We start from the raw sequence: 26759 nt of genomic DNA, 5'->3' as shown, positions 1-26759 counted from the left end.
CTTAGGGTCAAAACCCGATCAGGATAGGTGTTCTGCAAGGTCAATTTTGCGTCTGGGTAGGAGGGAAGGTGCAGGAAATGCGCATCATTTTCAAACCTTTCCGACGTCCTCAGGCGCAAAATTGACCTTGCCCGCAGGGTTGAGGAGGATGGGCCGACTGATGGCGAACAATGCTCGACAGGGCCAGCGGGCCTTGACTTGCGCTTGTTCGCTGCCATTCAGTCCCATCCTCCTCAACAGAACACCTATCCTGATCGGGTTTTGACCCTAATCCTTGCTTCACCATGCTGGCAGCGCAATGCATCACGGCGATGAATCGGTCCTCGCTCACCGATTCGAAACTCTCGTTGGACACCGCGCCGGCAAGGGCCGAGACTCGTCGGCATGACGACACCCCACAGCCTGCATTTCCGCCGCGAAGATCCCGCGCGCAACATGGCCCGCTATTATGGCCTCAGCCTGCAGCCGACCCTGTTCGGCCCGGTGGCGCTGGTACGCTGCTGGGGCCGCATCGGCACGCGCGGGCAGGAATGCACCGAATGGCACGGGTCGAAAGGGGAGGCCGAGGCCGCGCTGGCCCGCCACGCCGCCCGGCGGCTGAAGAGAGGATACCGGCGCCTGGAAGGTGCATGATCGTCCGTTCCCGACCAGATTGGTAGACTATTGACTCCTGCCAAGGACATGGCACTCTTTCTTAACCGGCGGTTAACCAACAGCCGCGGCAAGCGCACAAAAGAGGCGCATCCACCGAATTTGGCGACAACAGCCGGAATTGGCGAGAAGGGGATTGGCATGTTTCACTTTGGCGGAATGACGCTCGGATACCTCGCGCAGGCGGAAACGACACGCGATCAGCGCGAACCGGCACCGGCCAGCGAAGAGCGGCCGGGCTTTCTGAAGACCCTGTTCGGCAAGCGCAAGGACGAGCGCAGCGAGCGGGAGCGCGAACAGGAAATGGCCCGCGCCTTCCTGACGCCCTGGCATCTTTTCTACTGACGTCCGACGCGCTGAAGGGGCGATCGGACGCGCGGCTTTCTTAAAGACGTCAGCCGGTCTTGCAACGAACTGACGCGACGAAGCCGATATCGGAGAAGGCATCGACAGGGGAGGGGACAGGGCGGTCCGCTCCCGGCTTTAAGGCACCGTGCCGACGTCGCGGCAATTTGCTGCGCAAACCTGCAATTTTGCTGTCGCCTTGCGGCGGTCAGCGGTGCTATCTCCATCAGCCGGAACAGGCAGGAGGAGATGCGTCATGGCCGATGTCTTGGAAAATGCCGAAATCATCGCCGAGATCGCCGAGACGCGGTTTCGCGACGGCGGCGGGCGCCGCGTCATCATCGCCATTGCAGGGCCGCCTGGCTCGGGCAAATCCACGCTTTCGGAAGCGGTGGTCGACCGGCTGAACCGCGATTCGCCGGGTCACGCCGCGATCTTCCCGCAGGACGGCTACCATTATGACGATCTCGTGCTGAACGCGATCGGGCGGCGGCCTTACAAGGGCGCGCCCGACACCTTCGATGTGCACGGCCTGCGCCACATGCTGCTGCGGCTCAAGGCCAACGAGGACGACACGGTCGCCGTGCCCGTCTTCGATCGCGACATTGAGATCGCGCGCGCCGGTGGCCGGCTCATTCCCCGCTCCACCGACATCATCGTCTGCGAGGGCACGTTCCTCCTGATGCGCGCGACGCCCTGGGATCAGCTCAAACCCGTCTTCGACTACACCGTCTTCGTCGACGTCACCGAGGAGGAGCTGCGCCGCCGCCTCACCGCGCGCTGGGTGCACTACAATCTGACGCCCGAGGAGATCCGCTTCAAGCTCGACGAAAACGACATGCCGAACGGCATGACGATCATCGCAGGCAGCGCCGAGCCGGATCTGCGCATCAAGAACTGACACAGGATTTCCGCCGGACCCCCGGGGAGGGGAGGACCGGCGGCCACTCGCACGGGTCAAGCGCGCACAAGACGCCAAAGCTGACAGCCCGGCCACCCAACGCCCCCTAAGGGCTTTCCGAAAGGATCATGACATGACCACCGCCACCAGCAATGCCGAGCTTCGCCGGCAGATGATCGATATCTGCAAGCGCATGAACGACAGCGGCATCAACCAAGGCACATCGGGTAATCTCTCGGTGCGCATCGACCGGGGATTCCTCATCACACCGTCATCCATGGCTTACGAAACAATGACGCCGGGTGACATTGTGGAGATGGATTTCGACGGCACCTATGTCGGCCCGCGCCCCTCCTCCGAATGGCGCTTCCACCGCGACATTCTGAAGAACCGTGCGGATATCGACGTGGTGCTGCACTGCCATTCGATCTATGCGACGACGCTTGCCTGCCACCACCGCTCGATCCCCAGCTTCCACTACATGACGGCGATTGCCGGCGGCAACACGATCCGCTGCTCGGAGTATGCGACCTACGGCACGCAGGAACTGTCGGACCACGCGCTGAAGGCGCTGGAGGGGCGGCTTGCCTGCCTCCTCGGCCAGCACGGCCAGATCTCGCTCGGCAAGAGCCTCGAACACGCCCTGTGGATGGCGATCGAGATCGAGACCCTCTCGCGCATCTACGTGCAGGCGCTGACGCTTGGCGAACCGCCCGTTCTCTCCGACGCCGAAATGGAGCGCGTCGCCGCCCAGATGAAGCGCATGAGCTACGGCTTCGGCCCGGAAGCCGAAGGCGAAAGCGACATCGCCCGCCCGCGCCAGTCGGCCGGCTGATCCGGAAGGGGCGGGGCCTCGCCGTTTTGTTGAGGGGCGAGGGGCGTGTCTTGCGGTGTACCCCCTCATCCGCCTGCCGGCACCTTCTCCCCGAGGGGAGAAGAGAGTTGGGGCGCGCGCCTGCCCCAAGATGCGCTTGAAGGGCGGCCAGGCTGGCTCTCAGCCAAAGCAGATCTCAGCGCTATCGGCATTGTCCCTTCTCCCCTCGGGGAGAAGGTGCCGGCAGGCGGATGAGGGGGCCTGCGTCGCAGCCGTCGCAGCCGTCGCACCATCGCACACCGCCCCAGCCGCAAAAGGGCGCGGATGGAGGTTTTTCCACCCGCGCCCCGGTCTGCACAGCGCCCCTTACTTGCAGACCTTGACCTTCTTGATGACGAGGTTGCCGTAGGAGTCCCAGGTCTTAATCTTCTTGATGAAGCAATAGGGCTGGTAGTCGTAGCTGTAATAGCCGGCCTGGGAGGGGGCGGCGAAGGAGAGGGCGGCGAAGGCGGCGATGACGGTGGAGAGAACGATCTTGCGCATGGGTCAGGTCCTTTTGATCTGGTGTGGATGAGCCCGTCTCATCCAGTGACCCGACAATCGCATGATCCCCGTGCCCACGCTGTTTCCGGTGGAACAGGGCAGGGGAGGGGGCGAAAATGCGCGGCGGCGCTTTCCTGCCCGGCTTGCCCTGCTAATCTCGCTGCAACGACAAGACGACCGGCAAGGGAGAGCATCATGGACAAGGGCGTCGCCATTCTCGGGATTTTCGTGGCCGATACGGCCTATCTGGCACCGCGCATGCCGGCTGTCGGCGAAACCATTGCCGGCAGCGGCTTTGCGGTCGGGCCGGGCGGCAAGGGGTCGAACCAGGCGGTGGCGGCCGCGCGGGCAGGGGCCGCCACCACGATCCTGACGCGGATCGGCCGCGACACCTTCGGCGACCTCGCGCGGCGCACCTGGCAGACGGCGGGGGTGACGCCGCGCATCATCGAGATGGAGGACCAGCCGACCGGTGCGGCCTTCATCTATGTGAACGACAAGACCGGCGACAATGCCATCATCGTCTATGCCGGCGCGGCGCTCTCGATCAGCGTGGAGGATGTGGAGGCGGCGCGCGATGCCATCGAGAACGCATCGGTTTTCGTCACGCAGCTGGAGCAGCCCGTTGCGGCGGCCCGGCGGGGCCTCGAGATCGCCCGCGCCGCCGGCGTCAGAACCGTCTTCAACCCCGCCCCGGCCGAGCCCTTTCCGGAAGACCTCTATCCGCTCTGCGATTTCATCGCGCCGAACGAGACGGAGGCAGCCGCCCTTGTCGGTTTTGCGCTCGAGAGCATCGAGGATGCGAAGCGCGCCGGCGATGTCTTCCTGTCGCGCGGCGCCGGTGCGGCGCTGATCACCCTCGGCAGCCGCGGCGCGCTCTATCACGCCGCCGATCGCTCCGTCCTCGTGCCTGCCATCGCGCCGGGACCGGCGATCGACACAACGGGGGCGGGCGACGCCTTCATCGGCGGCTTCGCGGCCGCGCTCTCCCGCGGGCTCGATCCGGCCGAGGCGGCGCGCTACGGCTGCGCCACCGCCGGCATCGCCGTCACCCGCCGCGGCACGGCACCGGCCATGCCGGACCTTGGCGAGGTCGAAGCCCTGCTGGCCGGTAGCCAATAGGATAGCAACGACTTACCTAAAGGCATCTGTTCGACCGGCCTTGACGAAGGCCGGCCGCTTCGCCACAGTCGCGTCCAATCACCAGGGGCGTCCCGACAAGGGGCTGAGATACTGCTTCGCCGCTGGATTTGACCCGAAAGGCCAGATCCCAACGCAGCGCAGGAACCCGATGAACCTGATCCAGCTCATACTGGCGGAGGGACGGTGCGGATGACGGCGTGGCCCCGTGCGGGCGAAATAGCCCTCTGTCTTCCTCTCTCTCACCCGCATGGCCGGATCTCGAAGCAGGAGGTCCGGCGTGTCGGCAACCACGGCTATCACGAGAAATGACGGGCGCATCGCCGCGCTCTCCGGCGCTGTGATTTCGCGGCTCGAAGCGCTGCTCTCCGGCCTTGCGGCTCTCCTTCTCGCCGTGCTGCTCGCGCTCGTCATCACCAATGCCGGCCTTCGCTATCTCCTGCATGTCGGGCTCGTCGGGGCCGAAGAGCTGGCGATCTGGCTGCAGGTGGCGATGATCGCGCTTGCCGCGCCGCTGGCGCTGAACGGGCCGCTCGCCATGCGGCTCGACGCCCTGACCACCCGCCTGCCGCAGGCCCTGAAAGCGCCGGCCGGCGTGATGGCCGATGCCATGACCACCATGGCCGCCCTCGTGCTTCTCTTCGGCGGCGCAACGGTCGCGAGGACGCTCGGTGGCATCTCCCCGACGCTTGGCCTTCCCGAGGGCCTGCGCTTCGGCTTTCTCGCCGGGGGAGGGGGGCTGCTGCTCGCACTGCTCACCCTGTCGCGGCTCTCCGCGGGGCGGGGTAGGGCGCTTTTCGCCGCGCTGGTCATCGGCGCTGCCCTGCATAGCATCGTCCCCTTCCTGTCGGTCGAGACGGACCTGCCGCCCAGCCTCTTCCTTGCGCTCGCCGCCGCCATCGGCCTTGCCTGCGGCGCGCCGCTGCCCCACGCCTTTCTGGCCGCCGCCCATGCCGCCATCGCCTTTGGCAGTCCGCAGCCGGAAGCGGCGATCGTCTCCACGACCGTCACGGGCCTGTCGAAATTCCTGCTGCTCGCCATTCCCTTCTTCCTGCTGGCGGGCGGGCTGCTGACGGGCTCAGGTGCGGCGGGTCGGCTGGTGCGGCTCGCCGCCAGCCTCGTCGGCCACCGGCGGGCGGGCCTTGCCCAGACGACGTTGCTGACCAGCGTTCTGTTCTCCGGCGCCTCCGGTTCTTCCGTCGCCAATGCCGCCTTCGGGGCCGCCACGTTCCAGCCGGAACTCGCCCGCCATGGCCACAGGCCGGCCGAGGCCGGCGCGCTGATCGCCGCCACCTCCGTGCTCGACAATGTCATCCCGCCCTCCATCGCCTTCCTGATCCTTGCCGCCGCCACCAACCTGTCGGTCGGCGCCTTGCTGACGGGCGGCCTTGCGGCGGGCGGCGTGATGGCGCTCTGCCTTGCCGTCGCGATCCATCTGTCGGCGGGCCGGAGAGGGACCGCAATGCCCCGCGCCACCACGCAAGAGCGCCGCGCAGCCTTGGCCGCCGCGCTGCCGGCCCTCGGGCTCGGCGTCATCGTCGTGGCCGGCATCCGCTTCGGCGTGGTGACGACGACGGAAGCCGCGGGGCTTGCGGCGCTCTATACGCTCGGTCTCGCAATGGCTGCCGGACTAAGGTTTCGCGCCATCGCGGCCGTGTTCCGCCAGTCGGCGGGGGAGGCTGCGGCCGTGGGCATGCTGATCGGCACCGCCGCGCCCTTTGCCTTCCAGCTCGCCGTCGATGATGTGGCCGGGCTGGTGACGCACCTCGTCACCCTTCTCGGCGGCAGTGCCGGCGCCGTGTTGCTGCTCGCCAATCTCGTGCTGCTTGCCGCCGGCCTCGTGCTTGATATCGGCGCGGCCATCCTGCTGCTCGGGCCGATCCTGCTGCCGGCCGCCATGGCCGCCGGCATCGATCCCGTCGCCTTCGGCGTCATCCTCGTCGTCAATCTGATGATCCACGGCCTGACACCGCCGCTCGGCATGCTCGTCTATGTCGTCGCCGGTGTCACCGGCGTTCCCGCCGGCGCGATCTTCCGCGCCGTCACGCCCTATCTCGCCGCACTCCTCGTGGCGCTCGCCCTCATCTCCATCGCAACCCTCCTCTTCCTGTGAAAGGCCATGCCATGCCCCTGCTCACCCGTCGCACCGCCCTCAGCCTCACCGCCTTCGCGCTCGCCGCGCCCGCCCTCATCGGCCGGGCCGAAGCAAAGGCGCAGAAGATCACCGTCGCCTCGCTCTTTGGCGACGACAAGCCGGAGACGACGATCTGGCAGACCATCGCGGCGAGGGTCGAGGAAAGGCGTCCCGGCCGCTTTGCCTTCACCATCGTCAAGGGCGGCGCGCTCGGCGGCGAAAAGGAGGTCGCGGAAGGCATCCGGCTCGGCGCCATCCAGGGCAGCCTTGCCACCGTCTCGGCACTATCGGGCTGGGTGCCGGAGGCGCAGATCCTCGACCTGCCCTTCCTGTTCCGCGATGCCGCCCATGTCGAGGCGACGGTGAAAGGACCAATCGGCGCGGCCTTGACGGAGAAATTCGCGGCGCAGCAGTTCATCACGCCCGCCTTCATCCATTATGGCGCCCGCAACCTTCTCACCAAAACGCCGGTGACGCGGCCGGAACAACTGGCAGGTCTCAAGATCCGCGTCATCCAGAGCCCGCTGCACACGAAACTCTGGAGCGCCTTCGGCACCACCCCCGTCGGCATTCCCATTACCGAAACCTACAATGCGCTCGCCAATGGCGTCGCCGATGCCATGGACCTCACCAAATCCGCCTATGCCGGCTTCAAGCTCTACGAGGTGGTGCCCTCGATGACCGAAACCCGGCACATCTTTGCCACCGGCGTCGTCTATTTCGGCGCCACCTTCTGGAACGGGCTGACGGCCGAGGACCGGCAGGTGCTGGCAGAGGCGGCAGAAGCGGGCGCCGCCGACTTCAACCGGCTGATCGTCGAGGATGAGGCCCGCTCCGTGGAGACGGCCCGCGCCCATGGCGGCCAGCTTCTCCAGCCGGAGGCCATCGACGACTGGCGCCGCGGCGCCACCGGCGTCTGGCAGGACATGGCCGAGACCGTCGGCGGCCTCGACCGTATCCACGCCATTGCGGGGTCGTGAGGGCGATCGTTCCGAACCGGAACCACACCCGGTGTCATCCTCGGGCTTGACCCGAGGATGCACGGCCGCAGGCGCAGAGGGTTGCATGGGTCCTCGGGTCAAGCCCGAGGACGACAGGGAGAGACGGAGCGGGAAAGAGAACGGCAGCCCCTCACCCCTGGAAGGCGTGCACCGTCGCGGGGTTGAAGGACAGCGCCACGGGCAGCGCGGGCCTCAGGCCGTCCAGCATCGGGTGGCCGAAGGGGAGGCGGACGGAGAGCTGTTTGCCGGCGGGGATATCGACGAGCACGTCAGTGTTGTTGCCAAGGAACGTGATGTCGCGGATGGTGCCGGAAAGGGCGTCGGCCGCGCCCGCTTCGCCGACTTTCAGGTCGATGCGCTCGGGGCGCAGCAAAAGCGCTGCGGTCTTGCCGGGGCCGGCGCTATGGAGCGGCACGCCGGAGACCGTGCGCCCGCCCGGCAGCGCCAGCGTCGCGTGGCTGCCCTCGACGGAGACGACATCCGTATCGATGAAGTTGGAATCGCCGATGAAGCCGGCGACGAAGCGGGTGGCGGGCTCGGCATAGAGCGTCTGGCCGGAACCGATCTGGTCGATCTTGCCCTGGCTGAAGACGGCAATGCGGTCCGACAGGCGCAGCGCCTCTTCCTGGTCGTGGGTGACGTAGAGGATCGTCACGCCGGTTTCCTGGTGGATGCGGCGGATCTCGAACTGGATTTCCTCGCGCAGCTTCTTGTCGAGCGCCGACAGCGGCTCGTCCATCAGAAGCACCGGCGGATCGTAGACCAGCGCCCGGGCAAGCGCCACGCGCTGCTGCTGGCCGCCGGACATCAGAGCGGGTTTGCGATCCTCGAAACCTTCGAGCCGCACGAGGCGCAGCGCCTCCCTCACCTTGCGCTCCACATCGGCTTTCGGCAGGCGGCGGATGCGCAAGGGGAACGCGACGTTCTCGCCGACCGTCAGGTGCGGGAAGAGCGTGTAGCGCTGGAACACCATGCCGATGTTGCGCTTGTGCGAGGGCGTATCGAGCAGCGTCCTGCCATTCAGCCTGATGTCGCCGGCCGTCGGGTATTCGAAGCCGGCGAGCATGTAGAGCGTCGTCGACTTGCCCGATCCGGATGGGCCGAGGAAGGTCATGAACTCGCCCTTGCGGATATCGAGCGTCACGTCCTTCACGGCGGTGATCGGGCCGTACTGCTTCTTGATGTCGCGGATCTCGATGAAGGCTGAGGTCATGGTTTCGTCCCTTGTTTGCTGCCGCGTCGGACGAGCGCCGCGATGATCATCAGGAGCATGGTGAAGAGGATGAGGAGCGTGGAGGCGGCGGCGATGACGGGCGTCAGGTCCTGGCGCAGCGTCGCCCAGATCTTGACGGGCAGGGTCTGCAGCGTCGGGCTCGCCATGAAGATCGCCAGCACCACTTCGTCCCAGGAGGCGAGGAACGAGAAGACGGCGGCGCCGAACAGGCCATGGCTGATCGCCGGCACCGTGACCCTGAGCCGCGCCTCCCAGGGGCTTGCGCCGCACAGGATCGCGGCGTCCTCGATCGACTTGTCGAAACCCTCGAGCGCGCTTCCGATCGAGATGATCGAGAAGGGGAGGGCGATCAGCAGATGCGCGATGATGAAGCCGAGCGTGGTGCCGTTGAGGCCGATCCTCAGGAAGAAGGCGTAGAGCGCGACGGCGAGCACCACCACCGGCAGGATCATCGGCGTCAGGAACAGCGCCCGCAGCACCTCGCGACCGGCAAAGCTGCCGCGATTGAGCGAAAGGGCGGCAAGAAAGCCGATGCCCACCGAGAGAACGGTGACGATGGCGGCGATCTTCAGGCTCGTGAAGGCCGATTGCAGCCAGCGCGGATCGGCAAAAAGCTCGCCGTACCAGCGCGTCGTCCAGCCCGGCGGCGGAAAGATCAGCCATTGCGACGAGCCGAAGGAGAGCGCCGCAATGAAGACGATCGGCAGCAGCAGGAACAGGCAGACCAGGGTGGTGATGGTGATCAGCACCCACTTCCACGGGCCGAGGCGGTCGAAATCGAGAAGCATGGCGGTTTCTCCTCAGCCGATCCGGCCGGCGCCGAAAAAGCGCAGTTGCACGGCGTAGAGCGCGAGCGTGACGACGAGCAGCACGAAGGCGGCGGCCCCGCCCATGCCCCAGTTGACGAGCGACTGGACGAACTGCGCGACCATTTCGGCCAGCATCATGTTGGCCGTGCCGCCGAGAAGGGCAGGGGTCACGTAGTAGCCGAGCGCCATGACGAAGACCATCAGGGCACCCGCCGCAATGCCCGGCAGCGACAGCGGCAGCAGGATGCGGGTGAAGCATTGCCAGCTGTTGGCGCCGCACAGGGCGCCTGCGCGCAGGATGGCGGGGTCGATGGCCCTGAGGACGCCGACCAGCGGCAGGATGACGAAGGGCAGCATGATGTAGGTCATGCCGATGGTGACGCCGACGAGATTGTTGACGAGCGCCAGGGGCTGGTCGATCACGCCGAGCCCCATGAGCGTCTTGTTGATCACGCCGGTGCGCTGCAGGAGCACCATCCATGCATAGGTGCGGGCGAGAAGATTCGTCCACATGGAGAGGATGATGATCGCGAAGACGAGCTGGCCCCATGGGCGCGGCAGCACGGCGAGCGCCCAGGCGACGGGATAGCCGATGACCACCGAGAGCGCCGTCACCACGCCGGCGACGAGGAAGGTGTTGGCGAAGATGCGGGCATAGGTGCCGGTGCCGATCAGTTCGGCATAGTTCTGCAGGCCGAGCGTCGGCTCGGTGACGCTGCGCAGCAGAAGCCCCAGAACGGGGGTGACGAAGAACAGCAGGATGAGGACGAGCGCGGGCAGCGCCCACACGAAGGCGGCGTGTCTGCGGCGCGCAATGCGCTCTCCCGGCGCCGCCGTGGCGGTCATGGCCATGCTTCAATACCCTGATTACTGGAGGACGCCCGCCGGCTGCGCTTGCGCCGGCAGGCGGTATCGTCGTGCGGTGCGGCTTACTTGGCCTGCCAGTCGTACCAGCGCTTGCCGATCTCGTCGCGGTGCTCGGCCCAGTACGTCATGTCGGCGTTCACCTGGCTTGCCGCCTGCATGTCCGGCAGCGTCTTGCGCACGTCGGCGGCCATCATCTCGGGCGAACCGAGGTTGATCGGCGCATAGCCGGTGACGGCGGCGAACTCGGCCTGCGGCTTGGCGGAGGTGGCGTTGGCGATGAACTTCATCGCTGCTTCCTTGTTCTTTGTGCCCTTGGGCACGACAAGCGCATCGGCGGCCGTGATGTTCTGGTCCCAAGAAGTCTCGACCGTCACGCCGGTGGCGGCAAGCGCCGTCAGGCGTCCGTTCCAGAAGGAGCCGAAGGGGGCTTCGCCGGAGGCGAGAAGCTGCTGCGAGGCGGCGCCGCCATCCCACCAGACGATGTCGGCTTTGATCGTGTCGAGCTTCTTGAAGGCGCGGTCGAGGTCGAGCGGATAGAGCTTGTCGGCGGCAACGCCGTCGGCAAGCAGGGCTGCCTCGATCACGCCCGGTGCGGACCACTTGTAGAAGGCGCGCTTGCCGGGGAATTTCGCGGTGTCGAAAAGGTCGGCCCAGCTCTTCGGGCAGGTCCCGGCGGCGTCCTTGTTGCAGCCGATGACGAAGGAATAATAGAAGCTGCCGACCGAATAATCGGTCACGAAGCGCGGATCGAGCTTGCTCTTGTCGATGATGGAGAAGTCGAGCTTTTCGAGCAGGCCCGCCTTGCCGGCCTGCACGGCATAGTCACCCTCGACGTCCACCACGTCCCAGGTCACGTTGCCGGCTTCGACCATGGCCTTGATCTTGCCGTAGTCGGTCGGGCCGTCCTGCACGACGTTGATGCCGGTTTCGGCGGTGAAGGTGTCGGCCCAGGCAGCCTTCTGGGCGTCCTGCGTGGTGCCGCCCCAGCTGGAAAACACCATATCGGCGGCGGAAGCGGAACCGGCCGCGCCGAGGATGGCGGCGAGCGCGGTGGCGAGAAGCAGTCTCTTCATGTCATTCCCCTTTTTTCACGTTCTTGATGGTTCGAGTGGTCTCGGCATGATCGTCGGCCCCGCGCCCTTTTCTCCCGGCGTCGGGGCAGGACATTACCGCATCACGAAGGGGTCGGGGATCGGATCATCTGATGTCCGGACCCAGACGGTCTTGGTGCGGGTGTAGTCGAGCGCAGCGGCAAGCCCGCCTTCGCGGCCATGGCCGGACTGGCCGAAGCCGCCGAAGGGCGCGATGGGCGAGACGGCGCGGTAGGTGTTGACCCAGACGATGCCGGAGCGGATCTTGCGGATCATGCGATGCGCGCGGGCAAGGTTCTGGGTGAAGACCCCGGCCGCCAAGCCGAAACGGGTCGCGTTGGCCAGTTGCACGGCCTCCTCTTCGGTCTCGAAGGAGAGAACGGAAAGAACCGGGCCGAAGAGTTCGGTCTCGACGGAGGGCGAGGTCACGCCGTCGCAGTCGAGAATGGTCGGGGCATAGTAAAAGCCCTCCTCCTTCGGGCGGCTGCCGCCGGCCACAAGCTTTGCCCCGGCCTCGAGCGAGGCGGCGACGACGCTCTCGATCAGCTTGCGCTGGCGCCCGGTGCAGAGCGGGCCGACTTCCGTTGCCATGTCGAGCGGCGAGCCGATCGCGACGGCCTCCGCGCGGCTCTTGAGGATGGCGAGGAAGCGGTCCTTGATGGAGCGCTCGACGAGAAGGCGCGAGCCGGCCACGCAGGACTGGCCGGTGGCGGCGAAGATGCCGGCGACCTGCGCATTGGCGGCGCTTTCGAGATCGGCATCGGCAAAGACGATGAAGGGCGATTTGCCGCCGAGCTCCAGCGAGGTGCTGGCGAGGTTTTCGGCGGAATTGCGCACCACCGTCGCGGCCGTGGCCGGACCACCGGTGAAGGCGATGTGGGCGACGCCCGGATGGCGGGTCAGCGCCGCGCCGCAGGAGGGGCCGAAGCCGGTGATGACGTTGACGACACCGGCGGGGAAGCCGGCCTCATGCACGAGCCGGGCAAATTCGAGCAGCGGCGCCGGACCGTCTTCGGAGGCCTTGACCACCAGCGTGCAGCCGGCGGCGAGCGCCGGGCCGAGCTTGACCGCGGAAAGGAAGAGCTGGCTGTTCCAGGGAACGATGGCCGCGACGACGCCGACCGGCTCGCGGCGCAGCCACACATCCATGTCCGGCTTGTCGATCGGCAGCGTGCTGCCCTCGATCTTGTCGGCGAGGCCGGCGTAATAGCGGTAGTAGTCCGCGACATAGGCGATCTGCGCGGAAGTCTCGCGGATGATCTTGCCGGTGTCGCGGGTCTCGAGCTCGGCGAGCACCGAGGCCCGCGCGGCGACGAGGTCCGCCAGACGGTAAAGCAGCTTGCCGCGCTGCGTCGCCGTCATCGTCGCCCAGGGGCCTTCGCAAAGCGCGCGTTCCGCAGCCCTGACCGCCCGGTCGACATCGCCTTCGCGCGCCTCCGGCATATCGGCCCAGACCGTGCCGGTTGCGGGGTCGAGGCTGTCGAAACGGGCACTGCCATCCTCGAAGGCGCCGTCAATATACTGCTGGAAACGCTGCATCTTTTTCTCCTTACCGGAAGGCCGGCATGACCTCGGCGATGAAGCGTTCGAGCGAGGCCTTCTTGCGCTCGAACGTCATGCCGGTGTCGATCCAGAAGGAATATTCGTCGTAGCCGAGTGCCTCGTAGGCCTTGAGGCGCGCGATCACCTCGTCCGACGTGCCGATCGGCATGTTGGCCTTCATCACGGCAGGAGAGAGATTGGTGTTGGCGGCGATCTCCTCCTCGCTGAGGCGGGCGATGAGACCCTGATGGATCGGCCGTTCGTTCTTGAACCAGGCGAAGAAGTAATTGTAGTAGACGCTGACCTCGCGCGCAGCCTGCTCCACGTCGTCGGCATCCGAGCCCACATAGGTGTGCAGCAGCAGCATGATCTTCGGGCGCTCGACCTCTGGGGCCTTTTCGCAGGCCGTGTTGAAGCGGCCCATCAGGCTTTCGATCTCGCCGTCACCGTTCCACAGCGGCGTCACCTGCACGTTGCAGCCGTTCGCCACCGCAAATTCATGGCTGTTCGGATCGCGCGCCGCCACCCAGATCGGCGGATGCGGCGCCTGCACGGGCTTCGGGGCCGAGGTGGTGGCCGGGAATTTCCAGAACTCGCCATCATGGGCATAGTCGCCGGCCCACAGGCCCTTGACGGCCGGGATCAACTCGCGCATGCGCTGGCCCGCGCCCCAGGCGTCGAGGCCGGGATGCAGCCGCTCGTATTCGAAGCCATAGGCGCCGCGGGCAATGCCGATATCGAGCCGGCCGCCGGAGACGATGTCGGTCATCGCTGCTTCGCCGGCAAGCTTGATCGGGTGCCAGAAGGGCGCGATCACCGTGCCGGTGCCGAGGCGCACATTCCTGGTGCGGCGCGCGAGATCGGCAAGATTGATGAACGGGTTCGGCGCGATGGTGAAATCCATGCCGTGATGCTCGCCGGTCCAGATGGCGTGCATGCCACCGCGATCGGCGATCTCGCACAGCGCGATGAACTCCTCGTAGAGTTCCTGATGCGTCTGGCCGGCATCGAGCCGTTCCATGTGAACGAAGAGCGAGAACTTCATCGACTAGCTCCTGACCGGCTGGGCATGCACCCGGCCTCTTTCCTGATTTCCGACATAGACCCCGAAATTGCCGAGGCTCTGTTCCGCCGCATAGCGCTTCAGCACATCGCGCGTCGCGCCATCCGCAATGCGCTCCAGCGGCAGCGCCTCGACGGGGAAGAACACGCCGCCCGTGGCCGCGCCATCTCCAAGGGTCGCACGATAGATCACATGCTGGCGGCGCGCCCGCGTGTCCTCGTAGATGGAATAGACGAGGCCCGGCTGCACCGGCAGGCCGGAGAGGGACACAAGATGGGCGGCGAGCGCATCGACACCGTCGCCGGCCCCAAGCTCCAGCGCCGGCAGGGCGAGGCCGCCATCGGCCGTCTCGGTCAAGAGCACCGCGCCATCGCGCTCGGCGACCGCGCCCAGCACCTGCGGCATGTCCTGGCCCGAAATCAGCACCTTGTCGGCGAGTGCGGGCAGGAAGTAACCGCCGCGCGCATAGCCAAGGCCGGTCAGGCCGGAATTTTCGAAGGCCTCGACCCGGCCGATCAGGATCGCATGGTCGCCGGCATCGATGACGGAATGGGTGGCGCAGTCGAACCAGGCGGCAACGCTTGAAAAGACCGGGGAGCCGAACGGGCCGCGCTGCCAGTCAACGGCGGCGAAACGATCCTCGACGGGGCGGGCAAAGGTGTTCGACACGTCCTTCTGCGCTTCGGAGAGAATGTTGACCGCAAAGCCGGCCGCCTCGGTGACCGCGGCATAATTGCGCGAGGTCTTGGCGAGGCAGACGAGGAGGAGCGGGGGATCGAGCGAGACGCTGGTGAAGGAATTGGCCGTAAAGCCAATCGGCTGGCCCTCGGCATTGAAGGTGGTGACGACGGTAACGCCGGTGAGAAAAGCGCCGAAGGCATCGCGCAGCTGGCGTGGATCATGCGTCATGGCAGGCTTCCTTGCGTTGCGAGACCGTCCAGCCCATCCAGTCGATCAGGGCGGCATTGACCTGATCGGGCGCCGTCAGGTTCACCATGTGGCGGTGGCCGGGAATGATCAGCGCCCGCCCGTTCTGCGCGGCCACCGCCATGGCCCGCGACATGGCCGGGGAGGAATTGAGGTCACCCTCGCCGGTGAGGAAGAGGGCGGGGCAGGCGACATCCGGCCAGCGATCGGCGTAGACGGCGTCGCCCGTCGCGAAGGCGCCGTAAGCGGTGGCATAGCCCTCGGCGTCGACCTCGGCGAGCAGCTTCCCGCAGAGTGCGCGCGCCGCCCCATGGTCGCCATCGGAGCCGAACCAGCGGGCAAGCGGCGCTTCGCGGTCGAAGCCGCCGGTGGAAATCTCGGCAGCTCGCGCCTCGACGGCGGCACGCGCCGCCGGATCGCGCCGATAGACGCCGTTCAGGAGCGCCACGCGGCTCACCTGTCCGGGCACCTCGGCGGCAAGGCCCCCCGCAATCAGCGCGCCCATGGAATGGCCGGCGATGCTGACCGGGCCGCGATCAATCTCCGACAGAAAAGTCGCGATGCGCGCCACGAAATCCGGGAGCGTCGCGCCCTTCGGCAGCGGACGGCTTTCGCCATGGCCGGGCAGATCGAGCGCGATCACCTCGAAGCGTTCCGACAGCGCCGCGATCTGCGGCGCCCAGGCTTCGAGCCGCATGCCGACCCCGTGGATCAGCACCAGCGGCGCGCCGCTGCCCGTCACGGCATAGGCCGTGCCCGAGACTGTCTCAGACCGATGCGGGATTGCTGGCATCGTTGCCGAGCTCCTTGAGGTCCTGGTAGCGGTCGCCGATGCGGTGATGCGGGCGCCCCCCGATGGAGGCGCCGAGAGCAACGACGATCTCGTCGGCGGCCGGCGCATCCGGGATGGCGCATTGAATGGTCAGGTAGTGCGAGCGGCGGCCCTCGTCGTTCTTGTCCATCAGCGGGATCATGATCGGCGCATTGGCGCCGCCGCGGGTGTTGCAGAAGGCGAGGTAGGACTTCGCACCGACGGCCGTGCGGTAGTGATTGCCAAAGCGCAGCGTGTGAATGAGGGCGGAGGCATGCTCGACCTCGCCATCGAGGCCGACGACCGCCGCCTTGCCATAGGCCTCCACCGTCTCGCCGGAGCCGGCGGCATCGAGGATCATCTTGGTCAGCAGCGCGCCGAGCACCGGCGCCGCATCACGGATCTCCGGCCTCAGGTCTTCGACAAAACCGCGACCGGCCCAGGGGTTCTTCACAACAGCGATGGCCGCGATCAGCGTCAGCGGCACGGGCGCGGCCTTGCCACCCTCGATGAGCGTCGTTTCCACGTGGAGAAGGGTTTTGCGTATCACCGGCGCCAAGGCTGCCTCCTGTCGTCTTTGTCTGCTCACATGTTGGTATACCATAATACGACGTGTCAAGGCCTTGCCGCTGGAGAAAATTGCGGGTACACCGAAGCATGTCCAGCCAAGACCCCAAACTCGCCGATCTCCGCATCGAAACGCCGCCCGCAACGCTGCGGGAAATCGCACTCGACCGCCTGCGTCGCGCGATCATTTCGGGCCTGTTCGAACCGGGCCAGCGGCTGGTGGAGCGCACGCTCTGCGATCAGCTGGGCGTCTCCCGTTCCGTCATCCGCGAGGTCATACGGCACCTGGAGTCGGAAGGACTCGTGGATAACGTTGCCAAGCAGGGGCCGACGGTCGCACGGCTGTCCTGGGACGATGCGCGGCAGATCTACGAGATCCGCGCAGCGCTGGAATCCACCGCCGTTGCCGACTGCGCGCGACGCGCCGATGCGGCGGTCAAGGCGCGGCTGAAGTCCGTCCTGGAGGAGCTCGACAGGACCTCGAAGAACAGCTCACCCCCGGCCATTCTCGATGCCACCCATGATTTCTACGCGATCATCTTCGAAACCAGCGGGCACAACATCGCCTGGGACATCGTCAGCCGCCTCAACAGCCGCATCTCGCGCCTGCGCGTCATGACGCTGTCCACCAGCAACCGTACCGTCTCCGGCCCGGCCCGCATCCGTGAAATCTATGAGGCCATCTGCCGCAACGACCCCGACGGCGCCGCCACCGCCTGCAAGGCCCACGTCGCCGAAGCCGCACGCATCGCGGAACACCTGCTGGCGTAGGGGGCGAGCGCAGGGTGAAAACCGTCGTAAATTATTGATAAATATATATATATAAAATTCTTCCCCCTCAAAATGTGGCGTAAGACATCTTATGGAACAATCTCACGCACTGACTTCAGCTGGATGGGTCCAGGCGTTGATAGGCGCGTGCCTAGCAGTTTCCAACCCGCGACATCACCAGCATTCAGCCTCTGCGCCGGATCAGCCATAGAGCCCTAGGTGCGCGTTCGCCGGCATGGCGGGATCGGACCAAGACCGGGATCTAATCTGTCTTTGGTACTACCAAAACCCGGAATGAACGTCGGATATCATGTGCCGAATTGACTTTCTGCGGTGAAGTGGCGTACCAGGCATCATAGCCTACCAAATTTGGTAGGGCCAATGAGTGAAGGTGTTCTGGAAGCGGACTTCGGACCCTGCGGGCCGTGATCCGGCTGGCATTTCAAGGACCCGCCAGATGGACAAGACCGTGACGAAAGCTGAGGCCGATACGATCCCGACATCCGACGCCGCGCCCGCAACGAGCGTGACGGACAGGGTGGAGCGTACCATCGAGGCGCTGATCGTGGAGGGCCGCCTTGCCGTCGGCGATCGCCTTCCCTCGGAGCGGGCGCTGGCCGAGTGCCTCGGCGTCTCGCGCAACAGCCTGCGGGAGGCGCTGTTGCGCCTTGCCGCCCGCGGGCGGGTTGTCATCCGCAAGGGCGGCAACATCATCGCCGAGCCGGCGGCGGCGCGCTGGACGCATACGACCATCGTCGATCCGCTGACGCCGCTGGTCGCCGGCAATCCCGGCTTTGGCCACGACGTTCTGGAGGTGCGGCGCGGCCTCGAGGGCCAGGCCGCCTATCACGCGGCCCAGCGCGCCAGGCCTGCCGACATCGACGCCATCCGCCGCTGTTTCGACGCGCTGGCAGAGGGCCACCAGAAAGGCGATGCCGCAGCCGAGGCCCGTGCGGATGCGGCCTTTCACCTCGCCATCGCCGATGCCTCGCACAATGCCGTGCTGCGCTCGGTCATGTCGAGCATGTTCGGCCTCCTGCAAAGCAGCATCTCGCAAAGCCTCGACAAGCTCTATGTCGTGCCCCGCACCTTCGAGCGCCTGAGCGACCAGCACCAGGCCCTCGTTGAGGCGATCGCGGCCGGCGATGCGGATGCCGCACGCCTTGCCTCCGACACCCACATCGATTTCGTTGCCCAAACCATCCGGACCCTCGACGAGGAACGGGCGCGCATCGAGCGCGCCGACGCGCTTCGTCGCGGGACACACCCGAGGAGCTGACCGATGATCATTTCGTCCCCGACCGACTACCGCGAGGCGGCCCGCCGCCGCCTGCCGCCCTTCCTGTTTCATTATATCGATGGGGGCGCCAATGCCGAGCATACGCTCAAGCACAATGTTTCCGACCTCTCCGAGATCGCGCTGCGCCAGCGGGTCTTGAAGAATGTCGAGAGCCTCAGCCTGACGACCGAGCTTTTCGGCCGCACCCTCGCCATGCCGGTCGCGCTGGCGCCCGTCGGGCTGACGGGCATGTATGCAAGGCGCGGCGAGGTGCAGGCGGCGCGCGCGGCGACCGCGCGCGGCATTCCGCTGACGCTTTCCACCGTCTCGGTCTGCCCCATCGAAGAGGTGCAGAAGGCGTCGGCGGCGCCGATCTGGTTCCAGCTCTACGTGCTGAAGGATCGCGGCTTCATGAAAAACGCGCTGGAGCGCGCCATGGCGGCCGGCATCACGACGCTGGTCTTCACCGTGGACATGCCGACCCCCGGCTCGCGCTACCGCGACGCCCATTCCGGCATGTCCGGCCCGAATGCCGCCTTCCGGCGCATGCTGCAGGCGGTCCTGCATCCGCAATGGGCCTTCGACGTCGGCCTGATGGGGCGGCCGCACGACCTCGGCAACATCTCCGCCTATCGCGGCCAGCCGACGAAGCTCGAGGACTATATCGGCTGGCTCGCCAACAATTTCGATCCGTCGATCTCGTGGAAGGACCTCGAATGGATCCGCGATTTCTGGAAGGGCCCGATGATCATCAAGGGCATTCTGGACGCGGAGGATGCGCGCGATGCGGTGCGCTTCGGCGCCGACGGCATCGTCGTTTCCAACCATGGCGGCCGGCAGCTCGACGGCGTGCGCTCGACCGCACGGGCCCTGCCCGAGATCGCCGATGCGGTGAAGGGCGAGATGAAGATCCTTGCCGATTCCGGCATTCGCTCCGGCCTCGACGTGGTGCGCATGCTCGCGCTCGGCGCCGATGCCGTCATGCTCGGCCGCGCCTTCATCTATGCGCTGGCCGCCGGTGGCGAGGCAGGCGTTGCCAATCTGCTCGACCTTGTCGCGAAGGAAATGCGCGTTGCGATGACGCTGACCGGCGCCCGCTCCATCGGCGAGATCGACCGGAACATGCTGGCGCTGTGATGGCTCTCGCCTAGAATGACATGACATGACAACGGGCGGGATGGTGACCATCCCGCCCGTTGTCATGCATGGACCGGACAGTTGCCGGCTTACTTGGCGATCGGCGCGTAGGTGCCGTTGCTCCAGCGGTTGATGTCGTAGCTGGCGTTCTTCAGGTCACCCTTTTCGTCAAAGGTAACGGTGCCGACGACGGTTTCGATCGGCTGGCCGTTCTTCAGCGCTGCGGCAACGGCGGTCGGATCGTCGGAGCCGGCCCGCTCGATGCCCTGCGCGAAGGCCTGGATCACGGCGTAGGAGAAGAGCGTGAAGCCATCCGGCTTGAAGCCGGCGGCGGTGATCTTCTCGACGGCTTCCTTGGCTTCGGGCTTCGCCTGCGGATCGGAGGGGAACACGAAGAGCGTGCCTTCGCCGGCCGGGCCCGCCACCTGCCAGAATTCCGGCGAGGCGATGGAATCGGGCATGATCATCTGGAACGTGTAGCCCTGCTCGGCCGCCTGGCGAAGAATCAGGCCGGCTTCCGGGTGATAACCGCCGAAATAGACGACATCGACCTTGGCGTCCTTCAGCTTGGTGACGAGGGCGTTGTAGTCCTTTTCGCCGGCATTGATGCCTTCGGCCATGACTTCCTTCAGGCCGTTCTGGTTCATCGTGGCGCGGACAGCATCGGCGATGCCCTGGCCGTAGGCCGACTTGTCATGCAGGACGGCGACGTTCTTGCCGGCATATTCCTTGGCGATCCACGGACCGATGAAGGCGCCCTGGGCATCGTCGCGCGTATAAAGACGCATGATGTTCGCCCAGCCATTGGCGGCGGCGGCATCGGTCAGGACCGGATTGGAGGAGGCCGGCGTCATCATCAGCGTGCCGTTTTCGGCATAGACGGCCGAGGCCGGGATGCTCGAACCCGAGCAGGCATGGCCATCGACGAACTGGATGCCGGCGGCCGCGATGCGGTTGGCAATCGAGACGGCCTGCTTGGGGTCGCACTGGTCATCCTCGAACTGCAGGGCGATCTGGCGGCCCATCACGCCGCCCTTGGCGTTGATCGCGTCGGCTGCGGCCTGCGCACCCTGCTTGAACTGGTCGCCGATCGTCGCGAGCGGACCCGTCAGCGGGCCGGCAACGGCGAAGGTCAGGTCATCGGCACGGGCGGCCGTACCCATCAGCAGGCCAATCGCGGTGCCGAGGATCAGGAACTTTCTCATGGTATGTCTACTCCCTAGGAGCCACCTTGGACGGCAGGCTCTCGCAATGCTTTTGTCAGGCGCTGCTGCCCAAAGGGCTTGGCATCGCCGCGGCGCGACCCTGCCGCGTCTGCCCGCGCTCCGCAAGCCGTGCCGGCGTTGCCGATCACCCGATAGCCAGTTTTTGCCGGGCCATTGACCGCGAAACGGTCAGGATTGACGAAGCTGCGACAGCAAGCCGCGCATTTCCACATACAGGCCCTGCGGGCGGTAGTCGACGACGACACCGCCGTTTCCCGTCAGGCCCATGCGGATGAGGCGCGAGCCGAAGCCCTTGGTGGCCGGGGCCATTACGGGGGGTCCGTCAATTTCCTGCCAGGTCAGGACCATGGTCTGATCGCCATCGGCGCCTTCCAGGTTCCAGCCGATCACGATCCGGCCATCGGCATTCGACCAGCCGCCATATTTCAGCGCATTGGTGGCGAGTTCGTGGAGCACCAGCGCGAGCGACAGCGCGGTGCGCGGGCCGATCTCGACATCCGGCCCCTCGACGGTGTGGCGATCGGGCGGGGCGACCTGATCGAGCACGGAGGTGACGACGGCCTTCATGCGCGCCGAGGACCAATCCTGACTGAGCAGCACCTGATGGGCCTTGGAGAGCGCATTCAGCCGACTGGTGAAAGCCTCGACCGGCGCCCGCTCCGTCACCGGCCGCAGAGTCTGCGTCGCAATCGCCTGCACCATGGCCAGCGTGTTCTTCAGCCGGTGGCTGATCTCCTGGTTGAGGACCTGCTGCTCCTCCTCCGCCCGGATCCGGGAGATGGCCTCGCGCGTCCGGTCGGCAACGGTGCGCACGAAATCGCGCTCTTCGGGATCGAACGCGTGCGGCTTTTCGTAGTGTACGAACATGACGCCGACGAAGATGCCATGCGCCATGATCGGCACGTTGACCAGAACGGAAATGCCGAGCGAATGCAGCAAATCGGCCGAATCGACCGTGCGCGGGTCGGTCGCCACATCGGGGATGATGACGATCTCGCCGCGCTTCAGATCTTCGATATAGGAACCGTAGGTGCGGAAGTGATGCAGGCCGGCGATGGTAAACATGCCCTCTGCCCGCCAGTCGGGCAGGATCTCCACGGTCTCTTCACTGTGATCGACGATGCCGTAACCCGCCCGCGTCGCCCCAGGCAGGCTCCGGGCCAGGATTTCGGCCGCCGTGAAGGCAACCTCGGTCACCGTATCGAAATCGCGGATCCGGTCGCCAAGGTTGAGCAGCGCCGACTGGCGATCCTCGGCAAGTTTCTGGGCGGTCGCGTTGCGCGCCATCTTGATGTAGCCGCCATGCGCGGTCGTCCCGTCGCCGCCGGCCAGCGGGCGCAGCGTTCCATCAAGAAAGACGCGCGCCCCGTCCGCAGCACGGTGCCAGCGCCGGTCGCTGGCAACGCCCTCGGCGGCCGCCCTGGCGATCTCCTGTTCGGGAACGCCGGCGGCCCGGTCCTCGGCGGTGAAGATGGCGGCGAAGGGCTGCCCGACCATTTCTTCTTCCGTCCAGCCCAGCGTCTCCGTCGCACCGCCGAACCAGTTGGTGATCCGACCGGCCTCGTCGATCGTCACGATGATGTAGTCCTTGGCGCCTTCGATGATGAGGCGCATGCGCGCCTCGTTCTCGGCCAGCGCCGAGATCGCCCGCATGCGCTCCGTCACCTCGATCCCGGCAATGAGGAACCTGTCCCGGCCCATGGGCTGGATATAGCCCTCATACCACTGGTCGAGCGTTGCGAACCGGCGGAAGTAACGGCGCACCGCACCGCTCTCCACGGCCTCGACCACATCCGATATCCATTCCGCCTCCGCCTCGGGAAACAGGCTGAGCAGCGTGCTGCCGGGCCCATCCGTGGGCGACAGGCCGACCTGCCGTGCCCAGGCGGCATTGACGGTATCGAAGCGCCAGTCGATCGCCCTGCCTGTCGCGTCGCGCACGAGCGTGCCGAGGACGATGCCCTCTTCGAGCTGCTCGAACAGCGAGCCCCATTGCCGTTCGGAGACGAAGGTCTCGATCTGGTTGCAGGCAACGCGGCCGATCTTGCGGAGCACATCGAGTTCCGCTTCGCTCCAGTCGCGCGGCTGGCCGTCGATGGCGGCGAGCGCGCCGACAATCGTGCCATCCGGAAGGGAGATCGGCACGCCCATATAGGAGATGACGCCGAGATCGGGAATGGCGAGATTGTCGCGCACGAGGTCATGCACGGTCGCGTCGCCGACGACGAGCGGGCGCGCATCGCGCACCACATGCTGGCAGAAGGAATGGGTCAGGGGCGTCTCGCCGCGTTCGGCCCACTGGCCCGGCAGGCCGAGATGGCCGATGAACACCTGGCGGTCGGCGTCGAGGATCGAGACCACGGCAACCGGGCACCGGATGCCGGCCTTCACGAGATCGACGATGTCGTTGAACTCGCGGCGCCCCCTTGCGTCGAGCAGCCCGGAATTCTTGACGGCCTGGAGACGGTCGGATGAGTGGGTCACGGGCGGTCCGCGGACGGTTCTGCGACCGCGTCGCCGGAAAATGTCCCGAGAGCGGGCGACAGGAGAAGGCTCGGCGGCGGGCTGAGGACCGGTTGGTGGCCGTTGACATAGCTTTCGATGAAGGCCAGCGCGTTTTGCAGGCCGTTCATCGTGTAGGGTTTCTCGATCGCGCCGAGCGCACCGGCAAAATCATTGGGGATGCGCTTCACATTGCCGGAGACGAAGACATAAGGGATTTCCCGCAGGGCCAGGGACTGGCCGACCGCGATGCCGGTCGGGCCATCCAGGAGGTGGATGTCCACAAAGGCAAATTCCGGCTCCGCCGCCTCGACGAGCGCAATGGCCTCACGGCTGTCGGCCGCCATGCCGACGATTTCATGGCCGGCGGCCTCTACTTCGCTTTCCAGTTCCATGGCCAGCAAGATCTCGTCCTCGACGATCAATACCTTCACGCAACTCTTCCTTCAGTCCTTGACCATCAACGTTACCACGACCTCGGTGCGGTCTCCCGTGACACGGCGCTCCATCGTCGCGCGCAATTGCCGGCAGCAGGCTTCGAGCATTTTGAAGCCGAATGCCTCTTCCTCCGGATCCACCGTGACGGGCTGAACGGTGTCGGCGACACGGATGAGGAAATGGCCGTTCAGGCGGCGCACTTCGAGGTGGATCTCCCCGCCGCTCTGGCTCAGTCCGCGCCGCACCGCGTCGCCGACGAGTTCGTTGATGATGAGGGCGAGCGGCGAGGCCTTGGTGGCGGGCACGACGACTTCATGGACATCCGTCGTCAGCACAATATCGGTCCGGCGAAGCGCGCTGACGATATCGACGATCAGCGTCTTGGCGAAATCGGCGACGTCGAAATGGCCGACATCCTCATCGTTCAAGAGCTTGCGCTGCACCGTGCTCAGCGCTTCCACCCGGTTCAGCACCGACATCAGCGTGCGGCCGACCGTCTCGTCCGTCGTCATGCGCGCCTGGAGCTTGAGGATGGAGGCGATGGTGAGGAGGTTGTTCTTGACGCGGTGGTCGACCTCGTGCACCAGGGCGGTCTTCGCGCGAAGGGCTTCGGTGAGGTCGGCGGTGCGCTCGGCTACCTCTTCCTCGGCAATGTGCCGGGCGCGGGCAAGCTCGGCTTCCTTGCTCTTGATGTTGGTGAAATCCAGTTGCGAGGCGAAGAAATAGCGGATCGTGCCCTCGGCATCGCGCACCGGGCTGACGAAAAGCGCGTTCCAGAAGGGCGCGCCGTCCTTGCGGTAGTTGAGGATGTCGATGGAAATGTCGCGCCCTTCGCTGATGGCATCCCTCAGCCGGGCGATCGCGGCCATATCGGTGCCCTCTCCCTGCAGCAGGCGGCAGTTGCGACCGACCAGTTCCTCCCGGCTATATCCCGTGAGGTCGCTGAAGGCGCGATTGCAGAAGATGATGGGGTTGTCGGCCTGATGCGGATCGGTGATCAGCATGGGCATGCGCGTCGCCTTGAAGGCAGCCGCGAAGGGGTTTTCGCTCGCCTGGTCGGCGACCAGCCTGTCCCCCGCATCGCGCGCACCCTGCCTCGGCGTCATTTTTTCGATCATTCGCACACCCTGACACAATACTGCCTAAAAGCCTGACCGGCCCGGAGGTTCCGGCGCGTCCGTGATGGCGCGCCATGCGTTCCCCGTCCCGCCGTTCTTTCGAACACGCGCAGTCATGCGTCTTACTAAATAAGGCAGGTTTTCCATCCGGCAATCGCACCGCGACACCATATTTTCGAGTCGGTTGCTGCTCTTTGCCCTGCCTCAAAGGCAAGCCAGAAAAGGCGCGCCGGGCATGTTGCGCTGGCAAAGAGGCGCCGACTGGCCTACCTAACGCCTGTCAGACAGCAGCGGACATGCAGGGAGTTGGTGATGATCACGGCACGCGGAGAGATTTCCGGCATCATCGAAAGTGAAGGCATGCCCGCCTTCAGTGCGGTCTATGCCGGTCTGCCGCAGCCGTTTCGCGCCGAAGCCCTGCCCTCCCAGCCGGAAGCGCCGCTGCTCATCACGGTCAACGAGGCCCTCGCCGCCGAACTCGGCTTCGATCTCGCCCGCATCGAGCCGGCGGACCTGACGGCGCTTTTTTCCGGTGCCGCCGTGCCGCACGATGCCCGTCCCGTCGCCATCGCCTATGCCGGCCACCAGTTCGGCAGCTTCGTGCCGCAACTCGGCGACGGGCGGGCGCTGCTGATCGGCGAAGTGAGGGACAGGGCCGGGAACCTGCGCGACATCCAGCTGAAAGGCTCGGGGCCGACGCCCTTTTCCCGCCGCGGCGACGGACGCGCGGCGCTGGGACCCGTGCTGCGGGAATACATTGTCAGCGAGGCCATGCATGCGCTCGGCATTCCCGCAACGCGCGCCCTTGCGGCGGCCCTCACGGGCGATGTCGTCTACCGCGAAACGGTGCTGCCGGGCGCCATCGTCACCCGCGTCGCCGCCAGCCACATCCGCGTCGGGACCTTTCAATATCTGGCCGCGCGCGGCGACGAAGAGGGGCTGCGCATCCTCGCCGATCACGTCATCGCCCGCCACTATCCGGATCTTTCCGAACAGGATGCGCCCTATCCCGCCCTGCTCGCCGCCATCGTCGAGCGGCAGGCGCGGCTTGTCGCCCGCTGGATGCAGGTGGGCTTCATCCACGGCGTGATGAACACGGACAACATGACCGTCTCGGGCGAGACGATCGATTTCGGTCCCTGCGCCTTCCTCGATGCCTATCAGGCGACGAAGGTCTTCTCCTCCATCGACCAGCAGGGGCGCTATGCCTATCGCAACCAGCCGGGGCTGGCGCAGTGGAACCTGGCGCGGCTGGCCGAGGCCATGCTGCCGCTCATCGATGCCGACACCGACAAGGCAATCGAGATCGCCAATGGCATCGTCGTCGGTTTTGCGGGGCAGTTTCAGACCGCGTGGCTCGCTGGCATGCGCGCCAAGATGGGCCTCTTCGATGCGCCCGAGGATGGCGACCTCGATCTGGTGCAGCGGCTGCTTTCGACCATGGAGGCGGGCGAGGCCGATTTCACCCGCACCTTCCGGGCGCTTTGCGCCGCAGCCATCGATCCCGCCGCCGACGCGGTCGTCCGGGCGGAATTTGCCGATCCCATGGCCTTTGACGCCTGGGCGATTGACTGGCGGAACCGTCTAGCGGCGGACCGGCGCGGCGCTGGCGAACGGCTGGCCGCCATGCGCGCCATCAATCCGGCCTTCATACCGCGCAACCATCGTATCGAGGAAGCGATCGTCGCGGCCGTCGAGCGACGTGATTTCGCGCCGTTCGAGCGTCTCGTAGCGGTGCTGGCGCGCCCCTACGAGGACCAGCCGGAACATGCCGACCTTACCCTCGCGCCGCAGCCGGACGAGCGCGTGGCGCGCACCTTCTGCGGCACCTGACGGGGCCTCACCGCC

The 26759-nt window shown here is 66.2% G+C and carries 26 protein-coding genes and 1 riboswitch; of the genes, 11 read left to right on the top strand and 15 right to left on the bottom strand.

Annotation, left to right across the window (positions count from 1 at the left end; all coding sequences use genetic code 11):
- Positions 1-218 (bottom strand): hypothetical protein (locus tag F3H41_RS21445; protein WP_210246675.1); only part of this gene is annotated, 218 nt, incomplete at its 3' end.
- 166 nt (positions 219-384) lie between these two features.
- Between F3H41_RS21445 and F3H41_RS18255 the strand changes: the two genes are divergently transcribed.
- The 4 genes from F3H41_RS18255 to F3H41_RS18240 all read left to right on the top strand — a co-directional run bounded on the left by F3H41_RS18255 (position 385) and on the right by F3H41_RS18240 (position 2732).
- On the top strand, positions 385-633 hold the full coding sequence (locus tag F3H41_RS18255; protein WP_149740108.1) for a WGR domain-containing protein: 249 nt from the start codon (positions 385-387) through the stop codon (positions 631-633).
- Between the two features lie 48 nt (positions 634-681).
- On the top strand, positions 682-996 hold the full coding sequence (locus tag F3H41_RS21640; RefSeq protein ID WP_244616266.1) for a hypothetical protein: 315 nt from the start codon (positions 682-684) through the stop codon (positions 994-996).
- A gap of 256 nt (positions 997-1252) precedes the next feature.
- Positions 1253-1897: a nucleoside/nucleotide kinase family protein gene (locus F3H41_RS18245; protein ID WP_149740107.1), complete on the top strand. Its 645-nt coding sequence runs from the start codon at positions 1253-1255 to the stop codon at positions 1895-1897.
- 133 nt (positions 1898-2030) lie between these two features.
- On the top strand, positions 2031-2732 hold the full coding sequence (locus tag F3H41_RS18240; protein WP_149740106.1) for a class II aldolase/adducin family protein: 702 nt from the start codon (positions 2031-2033) through the stop codon (positions 2730-2732).
- Between the two features lie 345 nt (positions 2733-3077).
- Here F3H41_RS18240 and F3H41_RS21370 read toward each other — a convergent pair whose 3' ends face one another.
- The gene (locus F3H41_RS21370; RefSeq protein ID WP_188129525.1) at positions 3078-3254 is read right to left on the bottom strand and encodes a hypothetical protein; all 177 of its coding nucleotides are present in this window, start codon (positions 3252-3254) and stop codon (positions 3078-3080) included.
- A gap of 195 nt (positions 3255-3449) precedes the next feature.
- Here F3H41_RS21370 and F3H41_RS18235 point away from each other — a divergent pair, with 195 nt between their 5' ends.
- The 3 genes from F3H41_RS18235 (at position 3450) to F3H41_RS18225 (ending at position 7508) form a co-directional block, all read left to right on the top strand.
- Positions 3450-4376, top strand: a complete 927-nt coding sequence (locus F3H41_RS18235) for a ribokinase (RefSeq protein WP_149740105.1) — start codon at positions 3450-3452, stop codon at positions 4374-4376.
- Positions 4377-4449: 73 nt separating this feature from the next.
- A riboswitch (TPP riboswitch) is annotated at positions 4450-4596 on the top strand.
- Positions 4597-4692: 96 nt separating this feature from the next.
- Positions 4693-6507: a TRAP transporter large permease subunit gene (locus F3H41_RS18230; RefSeq protein WP_244616269.1), complete on the top strand. Its 1815-nt coding sequence runs from the start codon at positions 4693-4695 to the stop codon at positions 6505-6507.
- An 11-nt stretch (positions 6508-6518) separates the two neighbouring features.
- Positions 6519-7508 carry a TRAP transporter substrate-binding protein gene (locus F3H41_RS18225; RefSeq protein WP_149740103.1) on the top strand — a complete coding sequence of 330 codons (990 nt, stop codon included), beginning with the start codon at positions 6519-6521 and terminating at the stop codon, positions 7506-7508.
- A 151-nt stretch (positions 7509-7659) separates the two neighbouring features.
- Here F3H41_RS18225 and F3H41_RS18220 read toward each other — a convergent pair whose 3' ends face one another.
- The 9 genes from F3H41_RS18220 to F3H41_RS18180 form a co-directional block, all read right to left on the bottom strand.
- Positions 7660-8742 (bottom strand): ABC transporter ATP-binding protein, encoded by a 1083-nt coding sequence (locus tag F3H41_RS18220; RefSeq protein WP_149740102.1) that lies wholly within the window; start codon positions 8740-8742, stop codon positions 7660-7662.
- Positions 8739-9551, bottom strand: a complete 813-nt coding sequence (locus F3H41_RS18215; RefSeq protein WP_149740101.1) for an ABC transporter permease — start codon at positions 9549-9551, stop codon at positions 8739-8741. Before F3H41_RS18215 ends, F3H41_RS18220 begins: the two co-directional genes overlap by 4 nt.
- A 12-nt stretch (positions 9552-9563) precedes the next feature.
- Complete coding sequence (locus F3H41_RS18210; RefSeq protein ID WP_149740100.1) at positions 9564-10424, bottom strand: ABC transporter permease; 861 nt, start codon at positions 10422-10424, stop codon at positions 9564-9566.
- A gap of 77 nt (positions 10425-10501) precedes the next feature.
- Positions 10502-11512 carry an ABC transporter substrate-binding protein gene (locus tag F3H41_RS18205; protein WP_149740099.1) on the bottom strand — a complete coding sequence of 337 codons (1011 nt, stop codon included), beginning with the start codon at positions 11510-11512 and terminating at the stop codon, positions 10502-10504.
- 93 nt (positions 11513-11605) lie between these two features.
- Complete coding sequence (locus F3H41_RS18200) at positions 11606-13069, bottom strand: aldehyde dehydrogenase (protein WP_149740098.1); 1464 nt, start codon at positions 13067-13069, stop codon at positions 11606-11608.
- A gap of 10 nt (positions 13070-13079) precedes the next feature.
- Complete coding sequence (locus F3H41_RS18195) at positions 13080-14117, bottom strand: LLM class flavin-dependent oxidoreductase (protein WP_149740097.1); 1038 nt, start codon at positions 14115-14117, stop codon at positions 13080-13082.
- 3 nt (positions 14118-14120) lie between these two features.
- Positions 14121-15044, bottom strand: coding sequence for a flavin reductase family protein (locus F3H41_RS18190; RefSeq protein WP_149740096.1), 924 nt, complete (start codon positions 15042-15044; stop codon positions 14121-14123).
- Positions 15034-15855, bottom strand: a complete 822-nt coding sequence (locus tag F3H41_RS18185) for an alpha/beta hydrolase (RefSeq protein ID WP_149740095.1) — start codon at positions 15853-15855, stop codon at positions 15034-15036. Before F3H41_RS18185 ends, F3H41_RS18190 begins: the two co-directional genes overlap by 11 nt.
- The gene (locus tag F3H41_RS18180) at positions 15830-16432 is read right to left on the bottom strand and encodes an amino acid synthesis family protein (protein ID WP_188129524.1); all 603 of its coding nucleotides are present in this window, start codon (positions 16430-16432) and stop codon (positions 15830-15832) included. The genes F3H41_RS18185 and F3H41_RS18180 overlap by 26 nt, the downstream gene beginning before the upstream one ends.
- Positions 16433-16530: 98 nt before the next feature.
- Here F3H41_RS18180 and F3H41_RS18175 point away from each other — a divergent pair, with 98 nt between their 5' ends.
- From F3H41_RS18175 to lldD, 3 genes are all read left to right on the top strand, one after another.
- A complete protein-coding gene (locus F3H41_RS18175) occupies positions 16531-17211 on the top strand; it encodes a GntR family transcriptional regulator (RefSeq protein ID WP_149740093.1) in 681 nt (226 codons plus the stop codon).
- Positions 17212-17668: 457 nt separating this feature from the next.
- On the top strand, positions 17669-18490 hold the full coding sequence (locus F3H41_RS18170) for an FCD domain-containing protein (protein ID WP_149740092.1): 822 nt from the start codon (positions 17669-17671) through the stop codon (positions 18488-18490).
- Positions 18491-18493: 3 nt separating this feature from the next.
- The gene (lldD, locus tag F3H41_RS18165; RefSeq protein ID WP_149740091.1) at positions 18494-19627 is read left to right on the top strand and encodes an FMN-dependent L-lactate dehydrogenase LldD; all 1134 of its coding nucleotides are present in this window, start codon (positions 18494-18496) and stop codon (positions 19625-19627) included.
- A gap of 89 nt (positions 19628-19716) precedes the next feature.
- Here the strand turns inward: lldD and F3H41_RS18160 are convergent, their stop codons facing one another.
- The 4 genes from F3H41_RS18160 to F3H41_RS18145 form a co-directional block, all read right to left on the bottom strand.
- The gene (locus F3H41_RS18160) at positions 19717-20832 is read right to left on the bottom strand and encodes an ABC transporter substrate-binding protein (RefSeq protein WP_149740090.1); all 1116 of its coding nucleotides are present in this window, start codon (positions 20830-20832) and stop codon (positions 19717-19719) included.
- 189 nt (positions 20833-21021) lie between these two features.
- Entirely contained in the window at positions 21022-23337 is a 2316-nt protein-coding gene (locus F3H41_RS18155) for a GAF domain-containing protein (protein WP_149740089.1), read from the bottom strand.
- Entirely contained in the window at positions 23334-23789 is a 456-nt protein-coding gene (locus F3H41_RS18150) for a response regulator (RefSeq protein WP_149740088.1), read from the bottom strand. The genes F3H41_RS18155 and F3H41_RS18150 overlap by 4 nt, the downstream gene beginning before the upstream one ends.
- Before the next feature lie 12 nt (positions 23790-23801).
- Positions 23802-24911, bottom strand: coding sequence for a PAS domain-containing protein (locus tag F3H41_RS18145; protein WP_149740087.1), 1110 nt, complete (start codon positions 24909-24911; stop codon positions 23802-23804).
- 360 nt (positions 24912-25271) lie between these two features.
- Here F3H41_RS18145 and F3H41_RS18140 point away from each other — a divergent pair, with 360 nt between their 5' ends.
- Positions 25272-26744, top strand: a complete 1473-nt coding sequence (locus tag F3H41_RS18140) for a protein adenylyltransferase SelO (protein WP_188129532.1) — start codon at positions 25272-25274, stop codon at positions 26742-26744.
- The last annotated feature ends 15 nt before the right edge of the window (positions 26745-26759 follow it).

It is taken from the genome of Rhizobium sp. RU20A (assembly GCF_900155885.1).
GTDB lineage: Bacteria > Pseudomonadota > Alphaproteobacteria > Rhizobiales > Rhizobiaceae > RU20A.
Note: the sequence above shows the minus strand (reverse complement) of the source record. Positions and strands in the feature narration are given on the sequence as shown.

What these genes read in the sequence shown, in the direction of transcription:
- F3H41_RS18255 (WP_149740108.1), top strand. Translation starts at nt 385, where the DNA reads ATGACGACACCCCACAGCCTGCATTTCCGCCGCGAAGATCCCGCGCGC.
- F3H41_RS21640 (WP_244616266.1), top strand. Translation starts at nt 682, where the DNA reads ATGGCACTCTTTCTTAACCGGCGGTTAACCAACAGCCGCGGCAAGCGC.
- F3H41_RS18245 (WP_149740107.1), top strand. Translation starts at nt 1,253, where the DNA reads ATGGCCGATGTCTTGGAAAATGCCGAAATCATCGCCGAGATCGCCGAG.
- F3H41_RS18240 (WP_149740106.1), top strand. Translation starts at nt 2,031, where the DNA reads ATGACCACCGCCACCAGCAATGCCGAGCTTCGCCGGCAGATGATCGAT.
- F3H41_RS21370 (WP_188129525.1), bottom strand. Translation starts at nt 3,254, where the DNA reads ATGCGCAAGATCGTTCTCTCCACCGTCATCGCCGCCTTCGCCGCCCTC.
- F3H41_RS18235 (WP_149740105.1), top strand. Translation starts at nt 3,450, where the DNA reads ATGGACAAGGGCGTCGCCATTCTCGGGATTTTCGTGGCCGATACGGCC.
- F3H41_RS18225 (WP_149740103.1), top strand. Translation starts at nt 6,519, where the DNA reads ATGCCCCTGCTCACCCGTCGCACCGCCCTCAGCCTCACCGCCTTCGCG.
- F3H41_RS18220 (WP_149740102.1), bottom strand. Translation starts at nt 8,742, where the DNA reads ATGACCTCAGCCTTCATCGAGATCCGCGACATCAAGAAGCAGTACGGC.
- F3H41_RS18215 (WP_149740101.1), bottom strand. Translation starts at nt 9,551, where the DNA reads ATGCTTCTCGATTTCGACCGCCTCGGCCCGTGGAAGTGGGTGCTGATC.
- F3H41_RS18210 (WP_149740100.1), bottom strand. Translation starts at nt 10,424, where the DNA reads ATGGCCATGACCGCCACGGCGGCGCCGGGAGAGCGCATTGCGCGCCGC.
- F3H41_RS18205 (WP_149740099.1), bottom strand. Translation starts at nt 11,512, where the DNA reads ATGAAGAGACTGCTTCTCGCCACCGCGCTCGCCGCCATCCTCGGCGCG.
- F3H41_RS18200 (WP_149740098.1), bottom strand. Translation starts at nt 13,069, where the DNA reads ATGCAGCGTTTCCAGCAGTATATTGACGGCGCCTTCGAGGATGGCAGT.
- F3H41_RS18195 (WP_149740097.1), bottom strand. Translation starts at nt 14,117, where the DNA reads ATGAAGTTCTCGCTCTTCGTTCACATGGAACGGCTCGATGCCGGCCAG.
- F3H41_RS18190 (WP_149740096.1), bottom strand. Translation starts at nt 15,044, where the DNA reads ATGACGCATGATCCACGCCAGCTGCGCGATGCCTTCGGCGCTTTTCTC.
- F3H41_RS18185 (WP_149740095.1), bottom strand. Translation starts at nt 15,855, where the DNA reads ATGCCAGCAATCCCGCATCGGTCTGAGACAGTCTCGGGCACGGCCTAT.
- F3H41_RS18175 (WP_149740093.1), top strand. Translation starts at nt 16,531, where the DNA reads ATGTCCAGCCAAGACCCCAAACTCGCCGATCTCCGCATCGAAACGCCG.
- F3H41_RS18170 (WP_149740092.1), top strand. Translation starts at nt 17,669, where the DNA reads ATGGACAAGACCGTGACGAAAGCTGAGGCCGATACGATCCCGACATCC.
- lldD (WP_149740091.1), top strand. Translation starts at nt 18,494, where the DNA reads ATGATCATTTCGTCCCCGACCGACTACCGCGAGGCGGCCCGCCGCCGC.
- F3H41_RS18160 (WP_149740090.1), bottom strand. Translation starts at nt 20,832, where the DNA reads ATGAGAAAGTTCCTGATCCTCGGCACCGCGATTGGCCTGCTGATGGGT.
- F3H41_RS18145 (WP_149740087.1), bottom strand. Translation starts at nt 24,911, where the DNA reads ATGATCGAAAAAATGACGCCGAGGCAGGGTGCGCGCGATGCGGGGGAC.
- F3H41_RS18140 (WP_188129532.1), top strand. Translation starts at nt 25,272, where the DNA reads ATGCCCGCCTTCAGTGCGGTCTATGCCGGTCTGCCGCAGCCGTTTCGC.